Source organism: Sphingobacterium kyonggiense, from assembly GCF_039536825.1.
Lineage (GTDB): Bacteria > Bacteroidota > Bacteroidia > Sphingobacteriales > Sphingobacteriaceae > Sphingobacterium > Sphingobacterium kyonggiense.
Genome location: NZ_BAAAZI010000004.1, coordinates 521,851 through 542,309, shown reverse-complemented (window position 1 = coordinate 542,309; position 20,459 = coordinate 521,851). Strand labels below are relative to the sequence as shown.

20 protein-coding genes are annotated in these 20,459 nt (G+C 37.8%); 1 reads left to right on the top strand and 19 read right to left on the bottom strand.

Translation table 11 applies throughout. The features are described 5' to 3' along the window. Positions 1–8 precede the first annotated feature (8 nt). Complete coding sequence (locus tag ABD676_RS03430; protein ID WP_344673270.1) at positions 9–572, bottom strand: Crp/Fnr family transcriptional regulator; 564 nt, start codon at positions 570–572, stop codon at positions 9–11. Then, positions 554–1,309, bottom strand: a complete 756-nt coding sequence (locus ABD676_RS03425) for a UDP-2,3-diacylglucosamine diphosphatase (protein WP_344673269.1) — start codon at positions 1,307–1,309, stop codon at positions 554–556. Before ABD676_RS03425 ends, ABD676_RS03430 begins: the two co-directional genes overlap by 19 nt. 100 nt (positions 1,310–1,409) lie before the next feature. On the opposite strand from ABD676_RS03425, the gene ABD676_RS03420 reads away from it, so the two are divergent. After that, positions 1,410–3,560: a prolyl oligopeptidase family serine peptidase gene (locus tag ABD676_RS03420; protein ID WP_344673268.1), complete on the top strand. Its 2,151-nt coding sequence runs from the start codon at positions 1,410–1,412 to the stop codon at positions 3,558–3,560. A 75-nt stretch (positions 3,561–3,635) separates the two neighbouring features. Here the strand turns inward: ABD676_RS03420 and ABD676_RS03415 are convergent, their stop codons facing one another. The 17 genes from ABD676_RS03415 to ABD676_RS03335 all read right to left on the bottom strand — a co-directional run bounded on the left by ABD676_RS03415 (position 3,636) and on the right by ABD676_RS03335 (position 20,300). Next, on the bottom strand, positions 3,636–4,874 hold the full coding sequence (locus ABD676_RS03415) for a thioredoxin family protein (RefSeq protein WP_344673267.1): 1,239 nt from the start codon (positions 4,872–4,874) through the stop codon (positions 3,636–3,638). A gap of 103 nt (positions 4,875–4,977) precedes the next feature. Beyond that, a complete protein-coding gene (locus ABD676_RS03410) occupies positions 4,978–6,159 on the bottom strand; it encodes a C1 family peptidase (protein WP_344673266.1) in 1,182 nt (393 codons plus the stop codon). Positions 6,160–6,286: 127 nt separating this feature from the next. Further along, the gene (locus ABD676_RS03405) at positions 6,287–7,342 is read right to left on the bottom strand and encodes a TerC family protein (protein WP_344673265.1); all 1,056 of its coding nucleotides are present in this window, start codon (positions 7,340–7,342) and stop codon (positions 6,287–6,289) included. A gap of 6 nt (positions 7,343–7,348) precedes the next feature. Then, on the bottom strand, positions 7,349–8,323 hold the full coding sequence (locus tag ABD676_RS03400) for a polyprenyl synthetase family protein (RefSeq protein WP_344673264.1): 975 nt from the start codon (positions 8,321–8,323) through the stop codon (positions 7,349–7,351). 55 nt (positions 8,324–8,378) lie between these two features. Beyond that, the gene (locus tag ABD676_RS03395) at positions 8,379–8,945 is read right to left on the bottom strand and encodes a DUF3109 family protein (protein ID WP_344673263.1); all 567 of its coding nucleotides are present in this window, start codon (positions 8,943–8,945) and stop codon (positions 8,379–8,381) included. Between the two features lie 3 nt (positions 8,946–8,948). Then, positions 8,949–9,740, bottom strand: coding sequence for a DUF3108 domain-containing protein (locus ABD676_RS03390; RefSeq protein ID WP_344673262.1), 792 nt, complete (start codon positions 9,738–9,740; stop codon positions 8,949–8,951). Between the two features lie 30 nt (positions 9,741–9,770). Further along, complete coding sequence (locus tag ABD676_RS03385; protein WP_344673261.1) at positions 9,771–10,286, bottom strand: DUF2480 family protein; 516 nt, start codon at positions 10,284–10,286, stop codon at positions 9,771–9,773. 64 nt (positions 10,287–10,350) lie between these two features. Beyond that, positions 10,351–12,450: a SurA N-terminal domain-containing protein gene (locus ABD676_RS03380; RefSeq protein ID WP_344673260.1), complete on the bottom strand. Its 2,100-nt coding sequence runs from the start codon at positions 12,448–12,450 to the stop codon at positions 10,351–10,353. A 152-nt stretch (positions 12,451–12,602) separates the two neighbouring features. Then, complete coding sequence (lptC, locus tag ABD676_RS03375) at positions 12,603–13,205, bottom strand: LPS export ABC transporter periplasmic protein LptC (protein WP_344673259.1); 603 nt, start codon at positions 13,203–13,205, stop codon at positions 12,603–12,605. Position 13,206: 1 nt separating this feature from the next. Then, on the bottom strand, positions 13,207–14,541 hold the full coding sequence (gene bamG, locus ABD676_RS03370) for a BamG family beta-barrel-assembly machinery protein (RefSeq protein WP_344673258.1): 1,335 nt from the start codon (positions 14,539–14,541) through the stop codon (positions 13,207–13,209). 194 nt (positions 14,542–14,735) lie between these two features. After that, the gene (locus tag ABD676_RS03365; protein ID WP_344673257.1) at positions 14,736–15,719 is read right to left on the bottom strand and encodes a DUF6427 family protein; all 984 of its coding nucleotides are present in this window, start codon (positions 15,717–15,719) and stop codon (positions 14,736–14,738) included. A 9-nt stretch (positions 15,720–15,728) separates the two neighbouring features. Next, the gene (locus tag ABD676_RS03360) at positions 15,729–15,947 is read right to left on the bottom strand and encodes a CcmD family protein (protein ID WP_344673256.1); all 219 of its coding nucleotides are present in this window, start codon (positions 15,945–15,947) and stop codon (positions 15,729–15,731) included. Positions 15,948–15,953: 6 nt separating this feature from the next. Continuing rightward, a complete protein-coding gene (ccsA, locus tag ABD676_RS03355) occupies positions 15,954–16,685 on the bottom strand; it encodes a cytochrome c biogenesis protein CcsA (RefSeq protein ID WP_344673255.1) in 732 nt (243 codons plus the stop codon). Beyond that, positions 16,630–17,289, bottom strand: a complete 660-nt coding sequence (locus ABD676_RS03350) for a heme exporter protein CcmB (RefSeq protein WP_344673254.1) — start codon at positions 17,287–17,289, stop codon at positions 16,630–16,632. The genes ccsA and ABD676_RS03350 overlap by 56 nt, the downstream gene beginning before the upstream one ends. A gap of 51 nt (positions 17,290–17,340) precedes the next feature. After that, positions 17,341–17,718 (bottom strand): YtxH domain-containing protein, encoded by a 378-nt coding sequence (locus ABD676_RS03345; RefSeq protein ID WP_344673253.1) that lies wholly within the window; start codon positions 17,716–17,718, stop codon positions 17,341–17,343. 94 nt (positions 17,719–17,812) lie between these two features. Next, positions 17,813–19,648, bottom strand: a complete 1,836-nt coding sequence (locus ABD676_RS03340; RefSeq protein WP_344673252.1) for an ABC transporter ATP-binding protein — start codon at positions 19,646–19,648, stop codon at positions 17,813–17,815. Between the two features lie 55 nt (positions 19,649–19,703). Beyond that, a complete protein-coding gene (locus ABD676_RS03335) occupies positions 19,704–20,300 on the bottom strand; it encodes an NAP domain-containing protein (protein WP_344673251.1) in 597 nt (198 codons plus the stop codon). Positions 20,301–20,459 lie beyond the last annotated feature (159 nt).

Sequence of the window (20,459 nt, the reverse complement as noted above, 5' to 3'; positions counted from 1 at the left end):
AAATTAACCTACTTTTTAATACCACGAATTCTACTTAACGTAACTTGACTAATCCCTAAATAGGAGGCAATGTAGCCTAACTTTATACGGTTGGTAATATTCGGGGCCTTTTTTAATAACTCGTGATAAGACTCCCGAGAAGACTTAAATAAGCGGAGCATCAAGCGTTCTTCGATTTTTACAGATTCCAATTCCGCTAATTTTCTTCCCCAATTGGCTATACCAACAGAATCCTTATATAATTCTTGCAATTGAGCTATGGATAAGCGGTAAAGAATGGAGTCTTCTAAGGCTTGAATACTCTCATAACCTTTTTTGCCATGAATATAACTGTTGAGTGAAAGGATAGCTTCACCTGGAAAGGTAAAAGCCAAAACAACTTCTTTCTCTTCCTTGTGATAGAAGATGCGGCATATTCCTGTTTGTTGAAAATAGAGATATGGGGTCGTTTTCTCTGCTTCAATAAAACAGGTATTCTTGCTGACTTTTTGTATTTCCACTAATTGGGATAATTTTTCCAAATCTTCCTGATTTAGAAGGAAAATAGATTGCGCTATTTCGTTGAATTCCATGTTTTCAAGCTTAAATTTTCACCATCCCACACTGCGTAAGTATTATAATTAATCCACTCTCCTAAATTGATTATCTTCGATTTATTCTTCAATTCCAATTCGTAAGGTAGATGACGATGACCAAAAATAAAGTAGTCAAAATGTTGGTTGTCGAGGATTTCTTTAGCATAGACAATTAACCATTCCTGTTCTTCACCGAGAAATTTTTCCTCATTATTATTGGCTATACGGCTATGCTTAGACCAACGGGTAGCAATGCCGATTCCCAAATTGGGGTGTAATCGAGCGAAAAGCCATTGGCAGATACTTGATCGGAAAATCTTTTTTAAGAATTTATACTTCTTATCACCAGGTCCTAATCCATCACCATGGTGAATATAGAATCTTTTGCCATTCAGCTCAATGATCTTTTCATTGGATACGATATCAGCATGCAGTTCGTCTTTCAGATATCCAAACATCCACATGTCGTGATTGCCTTTGAATAGGGTGATTTTTATTCCTAGGTCTGCAAGCTCAGCTAACTTACCTAAAAACCGTACATATCCCTTGGGGACTACAGTAGCATATTCGAACCAGAAATCAAAGATATCACCAACCAGATATAATTCCTTTGCATCAGCTTTGATATCCTCTAACCAAGCAATGATTCGGCGTTCGCGATCGATGGATTGGGTAGCCGGATAGGATCCCAAATGGAAGTCTGATGCGAAATATATCTTGTCTCGAATGGCCATAAAGGCCAAAACTACCACATTTATAGCGCTTTCACAATATGGTCGGGTTTTGTGAAGCGAATTAATTCCTTAGTTTTGTTATGAACTAATCTTAATCCGTATGATCAAATATGCAAGTTTGGGCGTTCTAGCCCTCATGCTGACGGCATGCCAGCAAGAAAAAGTAGTAGAATCAAACACTAAAATTACTGTGAAACCATACCCTAATTCCAGCAAAGGAACCCAGCAAGACATCTATTTTGGAGTTACTGTCGATGATCCTTATCGCTGGCTAGAAGATGACTTATCCCAAGAAACTAAAAGTTGGGTGAAGGCTGAAAACGAAGTAACCGAAGATTATTTAAGCCAAATCCCTTTCCGTGAGCATATCAGAAAACGTCTTGAGAAGCTTTGGAATTATGAGAAATATTCTGCCCCATCTAAAGAAGGTGATTGGACTTATTTTTCTAAAAATGATGGACTACAAAATCAGTCCGTAATTTACCGTAAGAAAGGGGAGGATGGTAAGGAAGAAGTGTTTCTTGATCCCAATAAATTCTCGAAGGATGGTACTACCTCTTTAGCGGGTCTCTCTTTCAGCAAGGATGGCTCTTTAGCGGCTTATCAGATCTCTGAAGGTGGATCTGATTGGACCAAGGTTATTATCATTAAAGCCGAGGATAAATCCATTATTGGAGACACCTTGACCAATGTTAAATTCTCTGGAATGGCATGGCAAGGAAATGAAGGAATTTATTATTCCTCCTATGATAAGCCAAAGGCCGGTTCAGCACTTTCAGCGATGACGGACCAGCACAAGCTGTTTTTCCATAAACTAAATACCCCACAAAATACAGATGCTTTAGTTTTTGGAGGTCCAAATACCCCAAGACGCTATATAGGTGCAGGATTAACAGAAGATGAAAGATTCTTGGTGGTGACAGCAGCGAATACCACCTCAGGTAATGAATTATATATAAAAGATCTAAAAGCACCTAATTCAGTCTTTGTGCCTATTGTCAATAACATGGAGAAAAATCACTATGTAATAGATAATGAAGGTGATAATCTAATTATTTTCACGGAATTAAATGCACCTAATGGCCGCTTGGTACAAACCAACATTGCGAATCCGACACCTGAGCATTGGAATGATTTAATTCCTGAAACCGAAAATGTATTGAGCCCTTCTACTGGCGGAGGCAAAATATTTGCGACCTATCTGAAAGACGCGACTTCGCTAGTGAAACAATTTGATCGAAACGGTAAATTAGAGCATGAAGTGGAATTACCTGGAATAGGTACTGCAGCGGGTTTTGGTGCTAAGAAAGATGATAAAACCTTGTATTATACATTTACAAATTATGTAAATCCAGGAACCATTTATCAATATGATATTGCATCCGGAAAATCAGAAGTCTATAAAGCTTCAGCGATTCAATTTGATCCTTCGAATTATGAATCCAAACAAGTATTCTATAACTCTAAGGATGGCACCAAAGTTCCGATGATTATTACCTACAAAAAGGGAATAAAATTAGATGGCACTAACCCAACTTTATTGTATGGTTATGGTGGTTTCAATATTAGTCTAACACCTTCTTTCAGTACGAGTAATGTGATTTTGTTGGAGCAAGGTGGTGTTTATGCCGTTGCCAATTTACGAGGTGGTGGTGAATATGGTGAAACTTGGCATTTAGCAGGAACTAAAATGAAGAAACAGAATGTTTTTGATGATTTCATTGCGGCTGCTGAATACCTGATCAAGGAGAAATATACCTCTTCTGAAAAATTGGCCATCGCTGGAGGATCTAATGGTGGTCTGCTTGTTGCAGCTTCCATGACCCAACGCCCAGAACTGTTTAAAGTAGCTTTCCCAGCTGTTGGTGTGTTGGATATGCTTCGCTACCATAAGTTTACTGCAGGTGCAGGATGGGCTTTTGATTACGGAACTGCAGATGATAGTGCCGAAATGTTTAACTACCTCTATAAATATTCACCTTATCATGCCTTGAAACAAGGAGTAGAGTATCCGGCAACAATGGTTAGCACAGCGGATCATGATGATCGAGTAGTTCCTGCGCATTCCTTTAAGTTTGCTGCTCGTTTGCAGGAGTACCATAAAGGACCAAATCCGGTATTAATACGAATTGATACCAAAGCTGGACATGGCGCTGGAAAGTCTACTGCAATGGTTATTGCAGAACAAACCGATAAATGGGCATTTATGTTCCAAAACATGAATGTAGGCTATAAGGATATTCAAAAATAAGCGTGTCCAAAGTTTAACAAAATAAAAAAGGCAATCCACTTCTGGATTGCCTTTTTTATTATCTCAGCATGCTAATTATTCGGTTTCCCAAGTTGGCAAACCTTTTTTCATCAATGCTAATGTTTTCTCGTAGTCAGCTTTAGATTGTGCATCAGCTAAGGTAACAGCCTTTTCCTGAGCAGCAATTGCTTCTTTTGTCTTTCCTGCTTTATGAAGCACGTTAGCATACGTGTCTAATAAAGCAGCAGTTTCTTCTTTCTTCAAACCAGCCTCTGCCCATTTGATAGCAGCATCTAAACATGCTGGATCTGTACAGTTCTCAAAAATAGTCCAAGCAAAGCTGTTGTATTGGCTTGCCTGAGTCTTATCACCTAATACTGCGATGTATGCATTGACAGCATCACGGTATTTAGGCCAATTCTTTTTGGAAGCGTAATAATTTGGTTTATAGCTTGCTAGGATGTTTTTCATATCAACATCGGCATATGTTTTTTCTACTTCTGCAATTACCTGATCTAAAATATCTTCCTTAGATGCACGAACTTTAGAAACGATTTCCGAATTAATAATAGCAATACCTAAGATTTGGTCAGCATAACCTGGTTTTGTTAACTCATCAACTTTAGCTTTGTTTTTTCTGATAACGTCAAATGCTTTTGATTTGGTAGAACTAGCTGCACGACCTAACATAGACACGCTTTCTTTGGTCAATAACTCATCCGTACTCGAGTTATCTATTACAACTCCTAGGGCTTTCTCAGCTGTAGCTTTATCATAGGCTTTAGAGGCTGCTGCTGCCACTACCTTAGCCGTAGCTACATCGTTAGGGTTTGCCTCAAATTTCTTCAACAAAGTCACGTATTGTGTCTCTGGGTTCAATCCTTCACCTGCTAATGCTATAAATTGATCAGCTTCTCCACCACCTACTATGCGGTGTACTAACTCACCGTTAGGATCAAAAATTAGAAAGGTTGGATAGGCAGTAATAGCATAGTCTTTAGCAAAACGTTTCGCTTCGGCACGCCATGATTTTACATCTGCATCATCGCCTTCAGTCTCGTCCATTTGAATCTTTAGGTTCACAAAGTTCTTGTTGAAAAATGTACCTACCTTTTCCTGCGGGAAAATATTGGCTGACATATATTTACAAGGACCACACCAAGTGGTAAATGCATCAACAAAAATATGTTTGTTCTCTGCTTTTGCCTTTGCTTTTACTTTCTCCCAAGTCGTGCCATGCTCGAATTGAATTCCCTTTTCTTGACCTATCGCCAAAAAGGGAATGGTAAATAATAGTAATAATAACTTTTTCATAATCTATACTAATCTATAATTCTTTGTTTATAATAAGGCTAATGTAATTAAAGAAAACTAAAAAGTCCCCGTTTACACGAGGACTTTTTGTAATATCTTTAATTTAGATGCCTAAATTTTTTGACATTTCCTTAGTTAATGCTTTTTTATGCAATAAAAGTGAGATGGTTTTATAGCGAACAAACTCTTTTGTAGCATACATATAACCTTTGTAATCATTTGTAGAACCCCAAGAGTTTTTCACGATATAGTATTCTTTTCCATTCTGATCTTTTACTAATCCAGTGATGTGCATACCGTGATCATCTGTAGTCGTATAGTTATCAAATGCTTCTTGACGTTGCTCTTCCGTGATTTTAGCTTCTGGTTTAGGACCATTGAACATATTGTTCAGCTCTTGTTGGTTCATTTGTTCTACTGGTTTTTCAGGTACATAAGCAATACCGTTTTTCCAGCTGAATGATTTTTCCGAAACGTCAGTAGCCCAAGCAACTGTGTATCCTTTTTCTAATGCTTGGTCAATGATATCTGTAAGGTCATTGATTTTTACATTGTAAAAGCTTTCAAATGACCAGTTGTCAGGAATTAATAAAACAAATGGTTTGTATAATTCATGCTCTTTAAAGGAAGAGATTCCCACATAATCATCAGGATTAATACCAACTACCTGATCAGCAAATGTTCTAGGCGTATAGGTTTTTCCATTGTATTGGAAAGATTCAGGAACCTTTCCTAAATAAGAGTCCATCGCTGCTGTAAAAGCATCTAACCAATGAGCTCCTGGTTTTTTACTGCTAGCAACAGTTTTAGTAATCCCTTGAAGTACCGTACCCATCTCTCCGAAGTTATTACGTGTCTGACCATTTGTAAGTCCTGTATAGGCCTCATAAGGAACCGCACCGTATTTTTTGAAGATAGTTAATACATCATGCAATTGACCGCCGTCTCCTTGTGCTTGATCTCCATGTAGACGAACAAAGTTCTTTGCTTTTTCAATGTATGTATTACGAGCAGTATAGATTTGAGAAATATCAACTGGCTTTTTACCCATACGAATCATTTCTGATTCTAAGAATGAGTTTCCAGAATAAGACCAACAAGTACCTGATGATCCTTGATCTTTAATGGAAGTGTTACCAAGATTGATAACTTCGGTAAAACGGAAACCTTCTTTACTGTTGTCCGAAGCATTTCCTTTTAATGCGTTTATTAGGTTGTCTTGCGCAAATGTTGAGGTTGTAGCAAATAATGCTGCTGCAAATAGAATAGATTTACTCCAATTCATATGGTCTTTTGTTAAAATAAAATGTTTACGAATTTATAAAATTTATAATAGGGCGATTGAGCAATATTGTAAAAATATTAGCACATATAAAGATGGCCCCCGTACTTGGGGGCCATGATATTTTTAATTAAGATTTTTCGAAGTCTTGTTTCTTAGGGAACATCAAGGATGCAACAACACTTATTACCAATATACTTAGAATTACAATCAATGAGTGTGTTGTAGTGAAACCCCAATCTTTCAAGTAGCTATGAAGTAACATTTTTAATCCGATAAAGATTAATAGGAATGCTAGCCCAACTTTCAAATAATGGAATTTGTGGATAATGTTTACCAATAAGAAGAACATGGAACGTAATCCAAGAATTGCAAAGATATTCGAGAAGAATACGATGTATGGATCTTTCGTTACAGAGAAAATCGCTGGAATAGAATCCACAGCAAAGACTAAATCCGTAAACTCGATTACCAATAACACCAAAAATAATGGGGTCATGTACTTTTCGCCATTTTCGATATGGAAGAAACGACCTTGATCCAATTTATGGGTTACTTTAAAGTGCTTAGATGCAAATTTAACAACCGGGTGATTTTCTGGGTCAACCTCTTCCTCTTTATTCCTGTTTCGGTACATGTTGAATCCAGTGATGACCAAGAATCCTCCGAATACATATAGAATCCATCCGAATTTTGTAATTAATGCAGCACCTACGAAAATAAAGATACAACGCATGATAATGGCACCCAAAATACCCCACACCAACACCTTGTGATAGTATTTCTCTGGAATACCAAAGGAGCTGAATAACAGGACCATGACAAAGATATTATCTACTGAAAGGGCATATTCAACCACATAACCTGTCAAATATTCAAGGGTCAGGTTTTTATTATAGATATGTAAACTTGCTGCGAGGTCATTTTCATTGATGGTGATATTATGAAAATGTTTGGCTATGACTTCCTTTAGCCTGGCTATGTCGTGAACATTATGAAGTTCATTTCCCCAAAAATACAATAACAAACCAAAGAGGAGGGCAAATGTAACCCAGATGGCACTCATAATTGCCGCCACCTTAAGGGATACAGGTTTGTCGCTTTTTGAAAATAGTCCTAAGTCAATTGCTAGCATCAGAATTATAAAAACTATAAATCCGATCATAAAGAGTGCTTCGTGGCTCATGTTATTTTATTTCTTTCTTTCTGTTGTAAAACGCACTAATTGTTCTAATCCGGTTTTATAATCACCGCCATTCGGTATCTGTGCTAAGATGTCGAATGCTTCTTGTTGATATTGCATCATACGCTCTGTGGCGTATTCCATCCCTCCATTCACTTTTACGAAATTGATTACCTCCGTCACCTTTTCAGGATCCTCGTTATGGTTTTTCACCAAATTGATAATCTTACGTTTTTGTCCCTTATCAACAACCGATAAGGCATATATCAATGGTAGAGTCATCTTCTTTTCTTTGATGTCATTTCCAACCGGTTTACCAACATCATCCAATCCAAAGTCGAACAGGTCATCCTTTATTTGAAAGGCAATACCAACCTTTTCCCCAAATAAACGTAATTTTTCTACTGTTTCTGCATCTGCACCAGCAGAGGATGCTCCACAAGCACAACATGAAGCTATTAAAGAGGCTGTCTTTTGTCGGATGACCTCAAAGTAAATAGATTCCTCAATGTCCAAATGTCTTGCTTTCTCAATCTGCAATAATTCCCCTTCTGACATTTGCTGAACTGCTTCTGAAACGATTCGTAGTAAATCAAATTCTTTATGTTTAACCGAAAGAAGGAGACCCTGCGAAAGCAGGAAATCCCCAACTAAAACAGCAACTTTGTTTTTCCATAATGCATTGATAGAAAAAAAGCCGCGGCGTTCGTTGGCATTATCTACGACGTCATCATGAACCAAAGAAGCGGTATGTAACAATTCCACTAAAGAAGCACCATGGTAGGTTGCTTCTGTAATGCCGCCACATAACCCAGCTGAAAAGAAAACAAACATCGGTCGCATCTGTTTTCCTTTTTGTTTAATGATGTATCGTGTTATCTTATCCAATAAGGGAACAGAGCTCTGCATCGAAGCCTTGAAGGTTTTTTCGAATTTCTTGAGATGTTCTTTTATAGGAAGTTGTATTTCGTCTAATGTTAACATGAAAATGGTTTAAGACCATTAATAATCGATGAAATTGACCATAAAAATACTAAAATTATGGTTTAGAAGCTAAGGTAATTTCAAGCTCCTTATACCATTCTTCACCATATTCTCGAATTAATGGATCTTTTAAGAATTGATATACGGGGATTTTCAATTCTTGACCAAAGGTACAGGCGTCTTTACAGATGTACCAGCGGTCATAATGCAGGACATCAAACTCTGGATAATGTGTTGCACGAATAGGGTAGAGGTGACAAGAAATTGGTTTTTTCCAACTGACATCACCCATCTCATATGCTTTTTCAATGGCACACTTCGTTATACCATTCTCCCAAGTCACATAAGCACATTCTTTATTTCCATCTACACAGGTCGTCGTTAAGTCTCCATCAGAGTCTACAACATATTTCCCTTGCTTTTCAATAGCCTCAATACCCTTCTCTGTCAAGTAAGGTTTTACCTGTGGGTAGATATCTTCTAATATTTTCGTCTCTTCAGCCGTAAGTGGAGCACCTGAATCCCCTTCAATACAGCAAACACCCTTACACTTGCTCAGGTTACAAACAAAATCATGGTTCACAATGTCCTCGTGAACCAATACATTTCCTACTTCTATCATTTTTTATTTTGAATAACTAACCCGTTCTCCTAACGGGAATTTTAATCCGTCTGCACTGACCAAATCCATGGTAACTGAACCAATGAGGATATCAACCTGTGCTTTTACAGGAATACGGTTCCCATCGTTGGTGACCCAAAGATACAAACGACTGCTCTTTTTAAAGATTCTTCCCGGAGATATTTCAGGACTCAATTTGATACACTCCAATGTACCTAATACAGATTTAACCTTTTCTACCCCGATGTATTCCACGCCCAACTGAGCAACTTCATCATTTAGAAAATACGTAATCTTAAACTTATCACCTTTCTTAAGCGTTGAGAAGTCAAGATTCCTGGAGAAGTAATAGGCGGAAACCAAGTCAAAAGTCTGCGCAGTTGGACTTGAAAACTTTCCTTTTTTACCATTTACCTTTCTAGACTTATGATCAAATGTAGCGTATTCTACACGGCGGTAATTGTTCTCCCGAATATTTTCCGTATATAAAATCGGCAGGAAATTCCTACGGTCTATGTAAGAATCATATTGGTTTTTGACCGTATAGAATTTAGAGAATGCTCCTGAAGTCTGTCCGAAAACAGATAGGTGCATCGCATCCTTAACCCCGAAATCATATTTTGATTCATGTACAGCCAAAGTGCCTGTAGCAGCCGATAAAATACCGTAACGTAACTTATACTTCAAAACCTCACCCGCTTTGAAGGTGGGCTCCGAAAGATAAGGTAATGTCTGTGCTATGCTCATGGAGCTCAACACAAATAGCAATACTAGAACTGAAATTAATTTTTTCATATAAATATGACCGTGGTTAGCATAAATAGTTTAAGCTTTTCGCTTAAACACAGGAACTGTAGAACATGGTTCTCCGTACATAATACTTTTGGCAACTTTACTTAATGATGCTGTAAAGCTGACAAAGGCAGACTCAGGGATATAGATATCCCCACAACCCTTTACCACAATACGCTCATTCTGATATTGACTATAATCCAATTGCTGTAATTGTTGCTCAAACAGTACCTGACGAACATAAGCTTCATCACCGAAATGAACCGATAGGGCATGCTCAACCAGTTTGTTTGTTAATAGCATGTAAGCCCAGGTAGGTACAATTGCATCAGCGGTACAAACTATGCCAACATGTTTACCGGCATAGCTGGACCAATCATGTTCTTTTATAAATGTTCTGAAATCTTTCTCTTTTAATATCAACCCATGGAATAAGTTGTCCTTTATATCATAAACGACGATTGGCTCCGTAGGGGCATATTTTGCCAAGTCGATCGTAATCAATCCACTCTCTGCTACCTTATTAACGATGTTCTCTTGAATATCCATTTCCCTAAAATAAAAAAAGCTGGGCAACAAAACGTTACCCAGCTGTAAATTTAACTATTCTTTATTAATAGAATTTAATACGATTGTCAACAATCTTCGCATTATCCTGTAATGCTTGGAAAATTACGTTTTGAGAGCGTTGTGCTTTCTGTTGTGTAATTTGTCTCTGTTGTGAAGCCAATTCCTCTCCTGCTAATGCCTTAGGGTTTACAAAACCTACTACTTGAACAGCATAAACACCTTGCGAACCTTCAATTGCTTTAGATGGTTTGTTTGGTTGTAAACCAAATACAGTACCTACAACAGCGTTCTCAATTGCAATACCAGGGATAACCGGATTAGCCAATACCACATTCTCTACAGATTGTGCATTCTTACCTAATTTCTGAGCTACTTGATCGATAGATGATGCACCGTTTAAGGCATTGTTCATTTTCTCTTTCAACATACGTGCTTTAACCATGTTTCTAACTACTGGCTCAATAACACTTTTTACTGACTCTAATGGTTGATGGCCTTTAGGTTGAATATTTGTAACACGAGCTACGATGAAGTTATCTTGTGTATCGAAGATTTTCTCCCCAACATCACCTTGTTTTGCTTCAAATGCCCAACGAACTAAATCACGAGGTACCTCAATCGCGCCGAAGGTGTTATCCATAGCAGCTGTACGGTCGTTCTTCATGATCGTTAAGTTTTGTTTCTTCGCTTGCTCCTCGAAATTCTTTCCAGTTAAGCCCGAGAAGAATGTATTAGCTTTTGAATATGCGAAATCTGTTGTTTCTTTACCTGCAACGATGCTCTTGTCAACGATTGCTAATTTGGCAATTTTAGAGCTACCAATTTGCTTGTTCACTTTTACTACGTGTACACCATTGTTGGTAGGAACCACTTTTACATCACCAGTTACACCGTCGAATAAAACTTCGTCTAATTCAGGAATAGCGCCACGAGTTAATGTAGGCAATTCACCGCCATTATTTTTAGTCTGTGGATCAGCACTGAACTCAACAGCTAAAGTTGAAAAGTTACCACCTGCTAATACCAAGTTTTTGATGGAGTCAGCTTTTGCTTTTGCTTTGTCAAGACCCCCTTCAGCAGCAGGATCAATAACAATTAAGCTAGCATTTACAGAATCTGGTGAATTTTTAACACTGATTACTTTAGCAACCTCGTAAACATTTTGCGTTAAGAACGGTCCTACAACTGTTCCTGGAGCAGCATTGAATACGACTGAATCTAAAGCTGCGCTTAATTGATTCTTTCCGTAATATCTAACTGGATATTTATTCTCTGAATTGATGTTAACAAATGAAGAATCATTTGTAGAAGCAGCTAATTCATTCTTTAATTTCTGAATTTCAGCTGTCGCTAATGCTGTATCTGCTTTGTTAGGGCGAGCATCGAAAATTACGTAATCAATGCTACGTGTTTCTTCGTTGTTCTTGAAAGCATTTTTATTCTTATCGTAATACTCTTTATAATCTGCATCGGTCAATTTAACCTGTGCATCTGTTACGGATGCATAGTCTAACATCACATATTTGAAGTTAGCTAGTTTATTACGTGAGTTATAATCGTATTCCGCCTCTAAAGCTGTTGTATATACACTGTTGTTTACCAACGTGCTATATTTCTGGAATAAACGGTCAGTTTTGATGTTTTTCAATAAACCTTCCCATTGTGTTCTTGCATTAGGGTCTTGTTTTGTTTGTTGAATAAATGCATTTAATGCATTGTTGTCAATTTGACCTGTTTGTGGATTTGTAAAATACTGCGCAATTAATGCGGAAGGATTTTTTCCACTCACTAAACTGTTTAATTCATCTTTACCTACTTCAATTCCGATTTTCTCAATCTCTTGAGAAATCAATTGCTGAGTCAAATATTGATTCCAAACTTGTTGAACCGCATATCCTTGCATCTGTGGGTTGTTTGCACCACCCATTTGTTGCTGATACATGTTCACTGTTTGTTCTACTTGTCCATTAAACTCTTGATAGTCGATACCCTCTCCATTGACATTAGCAACCTCACTTTGACTGCTACGCCAAAATGGAGTCCCCATGTTAATCATATCGCCTAATAAAAACGCAACAATTGCCAAAGCTATAACGGTAACAACTAGTCCCGCATGGTTTCGCAAATAGCCCATTAATCCCATAACTGTATACTATATATTTTAATGCTTAATTTGAGTTACTTAATTGTGTTTCTTTAAAACAAGGCGCAAGATACAACTTTTATGAAAAAAAGTGTAAAATTTTATTTTTAGGCTGATTCCCAAATATTATTAGTCAATTACTTCACTTTCTGCTAGTTTCCGAAACCTGGGAAACCTGAAGAGTTTGATTTAGGGTATATTATTCCTGTGGCATTAGTGAAATCCACTATTTTGAAATCTACATCCGAAATAAACGAAGTCCCTTGCATTTGTCCCCTACCATCTGTGAAATCAGCGCTAATTGGTTGACTACCATAATATTGCTTTTTCTGCTCATCATGAATCAGCTCCTCCGTTTTGATCACCGATCCATCGGCCATGGTAATCACTACATTCTTGCGGAATTCAGTGAGCTTTTGCTTTTGTTTTAGAATCGCATATTCGGATGTAATGCGTTGCGATTCTTTAGCATTATCATCATAAAAGATTACTAAGACCCCTTTTTTAAATTCCATATTACCGGTACTATCGTGATATTGGCGCATTTCTGGAGCTTTAAGCTCTGCTTTTACCCTTGCCGAATCACTATAAATAACCGTTACATCCTTCGAAATATCCACTGCCTCCTCAGCCTCGATATTCGTCAAACGATCAATGTCCTTCTGATCGTTTTCACAGGCAATTGACAAGATTGCCCCTAGCAATACAATTGTTAGGGGCAAAATGGATGATATCTTTAATTTCGGAATTGACATATTAATCGTAAGATCTTCTCTTGAACCAAGCATCATTTAGCGTAAAGCCTAAGTTGATGTTGATATATCGCTCGCGAACTAAATTATGGTTCATGGTACCTTGCTGACCAAATTCGGCAGAAATGTTCACATTTGAAAATGTACGACCAAAATTGTTCTCAGGTAATGGTAAACCTAAACCTACTGTAACTGCCATATCTGTTAATCGATGATTATCGACTGAGATGTGCGATTTGTTATAGCGGAAACCAAGACGGTAATCCACCACATTCAAATATTTCATGGACGTAGGATCAGGCTTAAATTGCCCACCTACTGCTATACCCATGTTTTTACCTAATTTAGGTTGTCCTTGCTCCGTTTGGAAATTAGACCAATCTGCATATTTAAAGTCGGCACCCACACTCCAGTTAACACCTTTACTCAAGGTAAAACCAACGGAATGTTTTAGTGGAAGATTGATGTTTCTGTTGGATAAAAGATCCATTGCTGAAGTGTCAATCGCTACTTGTCCATTATCTCCTAATGAAGGGTCTGTTTGTGTCAAGGTAGTTAATGAACTCGTTTTGCTATTTACAGTGTTATTTAACGAACCGTTATAACCAATTGTCAAGTTCATTTTATTTCCAAGTGCTTTGAAATACTGCGCACCATAATCAAAAGTTGCCCCACGAATCTGTCTTGTACGGGTTTGAACCGTATTGTACATGCCTGCTTCATAAGGGAATTCAATCATGGACTTATCATACAAATTTCCGAAAAGAAAACCGGCATTAGCACCAATACTGAAATTTGGTAAAATAGAAACACCATAGCCAACATAGGCTTTATTTACACCTCCTTCACCAACTAAACTTGATTTATAAGGAATATTGTCAATTTGACGGGTGCTTGCTGTGTTATAACCCACATCCGAATACGGCATTAAACCAAAAGAAACACCACCTAATTTAGGTCCGTTTGTTTTATTTAAGGTAAATCCGAATGCGAAATGGCTGAATGCAAAGTCTGCTGTATGTCCTTGGCTGCCTGATTTTGCCAATTGGGTCACATTACCATATAAGCCCGCATCTAAAATAGCCAAACTGAAAGCTGAGTAACTCGCCGGGTTGGATATGTTTAAAATCGGTAAACCACTTTGATAACGGACACCGCTCGTGATACCACCCATAGAACGGGTTTGAGGCAATTGATCCTCACGCATTTGACCTAAGCCAAATTGTGAATAAGGAGAATGGGAAGTCGATGATTGGGCACGTGTTTCCGTGTAACCCAAGAGCATAGCACCTATACCCAAAAGTGTAAATAACTGTCTGTTTCTAAAAATTCGTCTCAATGGTATCAACTTTTTATAATAAACCATCGTATTTGATCGATTAAAGTAATCCTTATTTCGTAATCTAAAACGATGAGGTTAATTCTTAATTTTTGGCATTTTAAGCCTAAATTTTCGCTACAAAACTATCTAATTTTTAATAATCACGGGATAATTAGTTGTTAAAAAAGGTTAAACAGCTAAATATCAGTTTTTTAGAAAAACTGGAAGTAGATAATCGTGGCTATTATTACGGCATATAAGGTCTCATAAAACCAACGCAACTTGGCATAGGTGAAAAAATAAGCCAAATAAATCGAAATTGCCGGTATAGTCAATAAAAAATGGTTGACAGATTTATCAATATTCAAATAAAAGGAAGCAAAGATTAATATCAACATCACAAAGAGTAATTGAAAGCTCTTTCTGACTTGTACCACACTCTTAAAGAAATTGTCCTTAAGGATAAAAAGAAAACCAACTAAGGCAACTACAATTGGTATCAACACGAAGAAATCGTGCATGTCCATATTTAAACGTGTTGGAAATGCGTAGCTGAATGGGATAAAAATCTGATAAAACTCATCCATCCGCTCCAACCAGAAATAGGCTACCGCTAAAAGAAAATATACCACGATAACACCCAATAATGGAGTAACCCATTCTCTCCAAGCAAATGGACGGAAGATGACCAAACTAGCCCAGATAAGTAACAACATCACGATAAAAGGAAAGTAAATCAAACTTCCCAAGGCTATTAATAAACCAAGGTCAAACATGATTCCTTTCACATCACTGTGTTTATAGATGTTGAATAATTTATGCAACATCCATATGGTGATGAAATTACAGATTAAGGTAGGGGATAAGACCAGGAAGGGAATAAATACACTGACCAAGGTCATGAACATCAATGCCGTAAGGAAATTTGGCTTTCCCAATAAGTTGAAGTGATTTACTACCCGGTTCAGGTAGAATGCCTGAAGAATGGTCAATGCCAAGGTAATGAATACGTTGGATTGAGGTGAAATATTCTCCCCAATTTGAAATCCTAAAAGGTTCGCTAAGCCCGGCTCAAAAAGGACCGGTGTTAATCGTTCAGGTAAGTGCGTATAGGCACCAAGGCATAATACTGTGCCAACAAGAGTCACCAGGAAGATGTTTAATCCCGATAAAGTCCGGTGTTGGTTAATCAGCATATCTAATTCTTAGTTGTCTTTTTCTAATTTCTTCACTCGGCGGTCAAGTGTGAATAGGTAAACGGCAACCGCTATGAAAATAACTAACATGACCAAAACAACCACATAGATTTTTCCTTCAGCACGAAGACCATCTGCCATCGGAACATGGTTGGTAGTTGTAGTCTGTGCAATAGCCCCACTAAAACTTACTAGCACGGCCATTAGGGATAATAGGAAATTTCTCATATTTTCTTAAATACTATTTCTTTTGTCTTCAATTAAACGAATGCGATAGCGTAAGGTCGCTATCCAAATACCAATTAGAATCCATCCAATTACCGCCGTGTAAAATACCGGACGCATGTTATTATCCATATCCAAAGAACCAAAAGTGGAGTTACCACCACTTCCAGGATGTAAAGAATCGTTCATTTTTGGTAGGATATAGATCAATACGATCATAATCGGAAATGCGAAGATGTTGTATATCGCAGATATTTTTGCTCTCTTTTGTTCCTCCTCCAAGGCATTTCTCAATACCAAATAGGCCAGATACATTAACGTGGTTATTGCAGCACCATTTAACTGGGGATCGTTTGTCCAAGGGGTACCCCAAGTAATATTCGCCCATAACATACCAGTTAACAAACCACAGATACAAAACAATACCCCTGTATTTACGGCTTCAACCGCCATGAAATCATATTCCCGTTTACTGGTATTTAAATATTTGATGCTGTAAACCAATGAAATTAAATATAAAACCATCATGGTAAACCACATTGGAACGTGGAAATAGACATTTCTGATTGTTTCATTTAAAATATACAGTACCGGTACTGGGCCTAATAATCCGGCTATTACCGTACTCGCAACCATGACTACGGCTAGGATTTTCCACCAATTTTTTCTCATAAGTACTAAAAAATCAATCTCGCCAAAGGTAAGGAAATAACAGCAAAGAAACGGCAATAGTAACGACATTAATTGCCAATAAAACAGCAATATCTCCCCAGTTTTCAGCGATTAAGCCACCCATTGCTGCTGATTTCGATAATTTAATCAGCACGATTAACAAGGGAATAATAACAGGAAAACTCAGGATCGCCATGATGGTACTGTTATTACCTGCCTTTGCACTAATGCCGGCAACCATAGTGAAAACAGTGGCAAAGGAAATGCTGCCCAATAATATGCTCAGCAAATAAACAGGTAAATTGCCTATAGGCGTTCGGAAAATAAGGTTGTAAACCACAAAGGCAATCCCCGCCATCAAAATCATGATAAAGGAATTGTAGATAATCTTGGCAAGAATAATCGCCAAGGGACTCACCAGATTATAATAGTACATCTGCCTGTTTCCCGTTTCCTGTAGGAAAGAACGACTCATCGCATTGATCGCCGCAAAAAGTAATATTATCCAAAACAAGGTGTTCCAAATAGAAGTATCCACCGATTTGAATGATTGATAACATACAAATACGGTGGATACCACATAAAGTAGGATGCTGTTGATGGCATATTTTGAACGCCATTCCAAAAGAACATCCTTATATATTAATGTTTTTACTTGTGTAAACAGATTCATCGTGACAAAGATACGAATCAATCTGCTCTACCAAGTGGAATGAGCTAGAAATTAAGCGTTTTTAATCTCCGATTTTGCTTTGTCAGCTACATCACTCGCTTTATCAGCCATTCCATGAGCTGCATCTGATGCACGTCCTGCCCACTCGTTAGCTTTTGATGCTGCTTTATCCAATGCATCACGGCCTGCATTCTTTGCACGATCTTTAAGGTTCTCTAAATCTTCTTTTGCTGATTTAGCGAATTTTGAAGCACGTTTTGCTTCTTTCTTCGATAAATCTTTAATTGATTTCGTTAAACTTTTGATACCGTCATTTGCACGGTCCAATTGTTTTTTACCGTCTTCAGTTCCTAATAAATAATATGCTGCTGTACCTACAGCTAATCCTAATAGGGCGAATGCCACTAGTCCATTTCTATTCTTTTCCATGATTATATTGTTTTATCCTATTTTTTGTAATTGATATTATACTTCAAACAAGCAATAAGCCAAAATGTTTGTGCCTAGTGGAAATTAACAAAAATTAACTTTCAATCACCTGTAAGGACTGTAATTGGTATAAATGCTGGTAAAGCCCACTGCCCTTAGTCATCAACTCTTGGTGTGTTCCCATATCTGAAATTAATCCGTTTTCAACCACAATGATGCAGTCTGCATCGCGAATAGTCGATAGTCGATGGGCAATTATGACTGAGGTTCTGTTCTTCATCAATTCTTCTAAAGCAAGCTGCACCATACGCTCGGATTCGGAATCCAGTGATGAGGTGGCTTCATCCAAAATTAAGATAGCAGGATCCTTTAATAGTGCGCGCGCTATGGCAATACGTTGTCGCTGTCCGCCAGAAAGTTTCACCCCCCGTTCGCCAACAACCGTATCATAACCATCTGGAAAATCCATAATGAATTGATGGGCATTAGCACGTTTTGCCGCCATTATTATATCCTCCGCATCAGCCGTCAAGTTTCCATAACTTATGTTTTCCCGAATCGTACCGCCAAACAAGAGTACATCCTGAGGTACTACGGCAACCTGATTACGGATGTCGGTCAAGGCCAATTCTGTTGATGGTATGTCATCATAATAAATCGTACCACCACTTGGTTGATAGAACTGTAGGATTAAAGAAGCAATAGTTGACTTTCCAGTACCACTAGGACCTACAATCGCTAATTTCTTGCCGGCCTTTACCTCGAAGGAAATGTCTTTTAAAATTTCAATATCAGGTCTGGTTGGGTAAGCGAATTGAACATGATCAAAACGAATATCACCACGTAATTCCTGTTTTATGACTTTGTCGCTCTCAGCTACCTGTATATCTTCTTGTGGTTCGTCCAGGATTTCTAAGATACGTTCGCTAGCACCTAAAGAACGCTGTATACTGGCATAGAGCTCTGGGAAACTTCCCATAGAGCCAGCAACAAACATGGAGTATAAAATGTAACTGGTCAAATCACCAACCGAAATTTCCTTAGTAGATACCAATGTCGCACCATACCAAATAACCAAAACTACCGCTCCAAAAATGGCGAAAATGATAAAAGAAGCAAAAACACCACGGTAGGTGGCACCCTTAACCGCCAAATTAACCGCCTTCTCTAATTTTGAAGCATAACGTTTTGACTCGAAAAACTCATTTACAAAAGCTTTAACATTGCTAATCCCCAATAATGTCTCTTGAACAATGGCATTGGAATCAGCAAGTTCATCTTGTGACTCTCGAGATAATTTACGAATAAACCTTCCGAATATTAAAGCGATCACAATAATCACCGGTAAAATACTCAAGTTCATGAGGGCAAGTTTTGGCGAAACCAAAACCAATAAAACCACACTAAAAGATAAGCTGATTGTTTGACGGATTATTTCCGCCAAGGTAGTCGTCATGGTATCTTGAATCTGTGATAGATCGGCAGATAACCTACTGTTTAGTTCACCAACTCTGCGGTTGGCAAAAAAATCTATTGGTAAGGTTATTAGTTTTAGGTAGCTTTCTTTACGGATATTTGCCAATGCTTTCTCTGCAATCTCCACGAAAAGACGAATACGGAAAAAGGAAATGACGGCTAATATCCCGAGAATAGCAATGCTCAGTCCGCCGATATAGGAGACATCCGCTGGCAACCAATTATAGGATTGTTGCCCTTGGGCTGCATTTATCATCGCTCCTAGCAATGCTGGAACGGTCAGCATGGTTAAACTTGATAGAATCAAAAAAATCATCCCTATCACAAACTTCCACTTGAAAGGTTTGATATAAGAGAAAATCTTTAAGGCTTTTTTAAAGGTATCCTTGTTTAACTTCGTTTTCGGTAAATCCTCCGAATGCGAATCTCCACTGTTCAATCTCGGTCTGGCCATGTATCTTTACTAATGAATTGGGCAAAAGTAAACATATATCTATGTCTTCTTATCACTATACAGTCAATTTTTTAGGCTTATGCTTTAAATAAAGATAGACAATTATACCTACAAGTATCAGAATCAGGACGATTGCAAAAAAGAGTTTGTTGTCACTACCTTGATCTACATCTTGTAATTGACTTATTTCTCCTCGGAGTTTATCATTTTCATTTTGAAGTTTATTGATGGTTTTCATGTAGGCGGAGACCTGTTGGTCGTACTCGGTTGCTAGTTTTTGATAGCGCTCGGATTGTGCGTCTTTCAAGTCAAGCAATTTCCGTGTCTCCAAGAAGATATTATTATCGTTAATGACCAATTCCCGAAGAATGTCATTTGATTTCTGCATATCTTTTTTCGTCTTAAACAAACCAAAAACACCGGTCTTCTTTTCCAAAGAAGTAGCATACTCGCCAAACCGCTTGCTTCTGGAGTCCAATAGCTGATTGACTCTTGCTCGTTGGGCTTCGAATGTCAGGGAATCGGCGGCTTTTGCTGTACTATCTTGAATGTTCGCATGAGCCGGAATACTGCTCATGTAAAGGCCTATTATGGCTAAAAATAAGAATTGAAAATTAAGCTTCCTCCATTGAGGTCTTTGGATTTTAAACATGTTGTTTTAGGATATTTAGTTTTTTTATTATCAAAAATGCGTCCAAGAATGCAAAATATGTTTCACATGGAATACTTTAAAACAGACTGTATCATGTGAATTCCATCCCTTACGATATCCACTACAAGTTATACTGTCCTATGTTTTTGGATAATATTT

Excerpts from the sequence above, each read along its gene's own strand:
- ABD676_RS03430 (WP_344673270.1), bottom strand. The coding sequence starts at position 572 with ATGGAATTCAACGAAATAGCGCAATCTATTTTCCTTCTAAATCAGGAA.
- ABD676_RS03425 (WP_344673269.1), bottom strand. The coding sequence starts at position 1,309 with ATGGCCATTCGAGACAAGATATATTTCGCATCAGACTTCCATTTGGGA.
- ABD676_RS03420 (WP_344673268.1), top strand. The coding sequence starts at position 1,410 with ATGATCAAATATGCAAGTTTGGGCGTTCTAGCCCTCATGCTGACGGCA.
- ABD676_RS03415 (WP_344673267.1), bottom strand. The coding sequence starts at position 4,874 with ATGAAAAAGTTATTATTACTATTATTTACCATTCCCTTTTTGGCGATA.
- ABD676_RS03410 (WP_344673266.1), bottom strand. The coding sequence starts at position 6,159 with ATGAATTGGAGTAAATCTATTCTATTTGCAGCAGCATTATTTGCTACA.
- ABD676_RS03405 (WP_344673265.1), bottom strand. The coding sequence starts at position 7,342 with ATGAGCCACGAAGCACTCTTTATGATCGGATTTATAGTTTTTATAATT.
- ABD676_RS03400 (WP_344673264.1), bottom strand. The coding sequence starts at position 8,323 with ATGTTAACATTAGACGAAATACAACTTCCTATAAAAGAACATCTCAAG.
- ABD676_RS03395 (WP_344673263.1), bottom strand. The coding sequence starts at position 8,945 with ATGATAGAAGTAGGAAATGTATTGGTTCACGAGGACATTGTGAACCAT.
- ABD676_RS03390 (WP_344673262.1), bottom strand. The coding sequence starts at position 9,740 with ATGAAAAAATTAATTTCAGTTCTAGTATTGCTATTTGTGTTGAGCTCC.
- ABD676_RS03385 (WP_344673261.1), bottom strand. The coding sequence starts at position 10,286 with ATGGATATTCAAGAGAACATCGTTAATAAGGTAGCAGAGAGTGGATTG.
- ABD676_RS03380 (WP_344673260.1), bottom strand. The coding sequence starts at position 12,450 with ATGGGATTAATGGGCTATTTGCGAAACCATGCGGGACTAGTTGTTACC.
- lptC (WP_344673259.1), bottom strand. The coding sequence starts at position 13,205 with ATGTCAATTCCGAAATTAAAGATATCATCCATTTTGCCCCTAACAATT.
- ABD676_RS03365 (WP_344673257.1), bottom strand. The coding sequence starts at position 15,719 with ATGCTGATTAACCAACACCGGACTTTATCGGGATTAAACATCTTCCTG.
- ABD676_RS03360 (WP_344673256.1), bottom strand. The coding sequence starts at position 15,947 with ATGAGAAATTTCCTATTATCCCTAATGGCCGTGCTAGTAAGTTTTAGT.
- ccsA (WP_344673255.1), bottom strand. The coding sequence starts at position 16,685 with ATGTCGTTACTATTGCCGTTTCTTTGCTGTTATTTCCTTACCTTTGGC.
- ABD676_RS03350 (WP_344673254.1), bottom strand. The coding sequence starts at position 17,289 with ATGAATCTGTTTACACAAGTAAAAACATTAATATATAAGGATGTTCTT.
- ABD676_RS03345 (WP_344673253.1), bottom strand. The coding sequence starts at position 17,718 with ATGGAAAAGAATAGAAATGGACTAGTGGCATTCGCCCTATTAGGATTA.
- ABD676_RS03340 (WP_344673252.1), bottom strand. The coding sequence starts at position 19,648 with ATGGCCAGACCGAGATTGAACAGTGGAGATTCGCATTCGGAGGATTTA.
- ABD676_RS03335 (WP_344673251.1), bottom strand. The coding sequence starts at position 20,300 with ATGTTTAAAATCCAAAGACCTCAATGGAGGAAGCTTAATTTTCAATTC.